The sequence below is a fragment of the uncultured Brevundimonas sp. genome, assembly GCF_937870815.1.
Lineage (GTDB): Bacteria > Pseudomonadota > Alphaproteobacteria > Caulobacterales > Caulobacteraceae > Brevundimonas.
On the sequence record NZ_CALMZS010000230.1, the window covers coordinates 1 to 2,254 of the forward strand.

3 protein-coding genes and 1 pseudogene are annotated in these 2,254 nt (G+C 71.6%); 1 reads left to right on the top strand and 3 read right to left on the bottom strand.

Annotated features, from left to right (window positions below; genetic code table 11):
* Nucleotides 1-93: 93 nt before the first annotated feature.
* The gene (locus Q0588_RS15840) at nt 94-795 is read right to left on the bottom strand and encodes an FkbM family methyltransferase (protein WP_298748216.1); all 702 of its coding nucleotides are present in this window, start codon (nt 793-795) and stop codon (nt 94-96) included.
* Between the two features lie 146 nt (nt 796-941).
* Here Q0588_RS15840 and Q0588_RS15845 point away from each other — a divergent pair, with 146 nt between their 5' ends.
* Nucleotides 942-1,436, top strand: a complete 495-nt coding sequence (locus Q0588_RS15845; RefSeq protein ID WP_298748219.1) for a DUF6789 family protein — start codon at nt 942-944, stop codon at nt 1,434-1,436.
* 72 nt (nt 1,437-1,508) lie between these two features.
* Here the strand turns inward: Q0588_RS15845 and Q0588_RS15850 are convergent, their stop codons facing one another.
* Complete coding sequence (locus tag Q0588_RS15850; RefSeq protein WP_298748222.1) at nt 1,509-2,024, bottom strand: F0F1 ATP synthase subunit B; 516 nt, start codon at nt 2,022-2,024, stop codon at nt 1,509-1,511.
* Nucleotide 2,025: 1 nt separating this feature from the next.
* A pseudogene (locus tag Q0588_RS15855) lies at nt 2,026-2,254 on the bottom strand (hypothetical protein); the annotation flags it as partial.

A 2,254-nucleotide genomic window follows, 5' to 3' on the forward strand; every position in this document is an offset into this window, starting at 1 on the left:
CGCCGCCTCGACGAGACCCGGGCGGCGCGCTCGCCGGTGCTGCGCTGGACGGCCCCGGCCGGCTCGAACGCCGCCGCGGCCGGATAGGCCCGGTCAGCCGGGGACGAACAGGAAGTTGTTGCAATAGCCCGGCGCCCGCCAGAACCGGTCGCCGGCCTGGCTCTGGTGGACGGCGGCGTCGAAGGCGGACACGGGCTTCAACGCCCGCCCGTGGATGAAGCGACCGGCATAGCCGCGGGCCTCCAGATGACGGAAGCAGTCGGACACCGAGCCGGTGCGCAGGTGCCGCTGCTCGCACTCGAACAGGATGACCGGGCGGTCCTCCCGGAGGATCCGCTCCGCGCCGCGGAACACGTCCAGTTCGGCGCCCTCGACGTCGACCTTGAGCATCCGCAGGCGCTCGCCGGGCGTGAAATAGTCGTCGAGGGCCACCACCGGGACCGTGACCGTTGCCGCTCCCTCGATGGGCAGCAGGCTGGCCTCCGGCGAGTTGACCGAGGGAACGTAGAGCGCCAGCTCGCCGGCGCGGTCGGAAACGCCGGCCTGCTCGACCATGACATTGTTCATGGGCAGGCCGGCGGCGACGGCCTGCAGATAGGCGGCCAGCCCCGGCTGGGGCTCGAACGCCACCACCCGCCCCGACCAGCGCGCCATCCAGTACAGGTAGCTGCCCTTGTTGGCCCCGACGTCGCAGGCCAGGTCGCCGGGCCCGGTGTGGCGGCGGATCAGGGACAGCTCCATGGCCTGGTCGGCCAGACGCGCCCGCCAGGCCCGCCACAGAAATCGTGAATTCATCGCCGCACTATACAGGCCGGCCCGGCCCCCGCCAGAGCGGGCCGGCCAGCCCCGCGCACGGCAATGTGAACGCCGATCTCCCATATCGGCGTATGCTTGGGTCTGCGTAGTCTGAACCAAAACAAGCGTTGGGAGGCGCTGAGGTCATGATGTCACGCATACAAAAAGGCGTAATCGCCGGCTTCGCCGCGACCGTCGCGGTGTCGCTGCTCGAGGTGGCCAACCTCTATTTCGGGCCCTGGGCGGCCAATTTCCCGCGGCTTCTGTCGGTCATGCTGCAGACGCCCGACGTGATAGCCGTCGGCTGGACCGCCTTCGTCCTGGTCGGGACCTTCGTGCTGGGACCGCTGTTCGGAATCCTGTGTCCGCGATTGCCGACGGATACGCCGGAATCAAAGGGCATTCTGTTCGCCGTCGGCGCCTTCATCGTCATCGGGCTGACCGTGGCGCCGTTGGCCGGTATGGTCGGCGAGCGACCGGTGGGTCTGTTCTTCATGCGAGCCGGTTTCGGGACCCTGGCCTGGATGATCGCGACACACGCGGTGTTCGGGGTCGTGCTGGGCAATGTCTATGGCCACTTGGTTGGACGTGACTGGCGGCCCGAACATCCCGCGCGGGACCATATCCACCTGGCTCACTGACGCCGACCGGACGTCGTCGCTCCAGCCGTCACCCCGGGCGCTCCGCGACCTGGATGGCCGGCCCCGGGCCCCTCAGTTCAGCCGCGCGCCGATCTGGGCGATGGCGGCGTCGAGCAGGGGATCGCTGGTCTGGCCGGCCAGGCGGGCGGCGAGGATCTGTTCGGCGGCGCGGGCGGCGAGGTCGGCGGCGGCGGCCTTGACCTCGGCGGCGGCCTGGGCCTCGGCCTGGGCGATGCGGCGCTCGGCCAGGGCCTGACGGCGGGCCAGGGTCTCTTCCAGCCTGGCCCTGGCCTCGGCCTCCATGACGCGGGCGTCGGCCTCGGCGGCCTTGAGCATGGCGGCGGCCTGGGCCTCGGCCTCGGCCTTCTCGGCGCGGATCTGGGCCAGCAGGGCCTCGGCCTCGGCGCGCAGCCGGGCGGCCTCGTCGAGCTCGGACCGGATTTTGGCGGCCCGGGCGTCGAGCGCACCGCCGACCAGCTTGAAGGCGCCGGTGAAGACGCAGACGGCCAGGAACAGGACCAGGCCGACGCCGACCCACAGTTCGGCGCTGGAGAGGCTGAAGAAGCCCGGTTCGAAGAACATGTTCATGTCAGGCGGCTCCCTTGACGGCGGCGGCGGCCTCGGCGGCGGTGGGGGCCTTGCCGGTCAGGCGCTCGACGATGGCGGCGGCCGTGTCGGAGGCGATGGCGCCGACGTTGGTCAGGGCGGCGTCGCGGGTCTTGCCGATGGCCGCCTCGGCCCCGGCGATGCGGGCGTTGACCACGGCTTCCTCGGCGGCGGCGCGGGCCTTGGCCTCGTCGGCGACGCGGGCCTTGGCG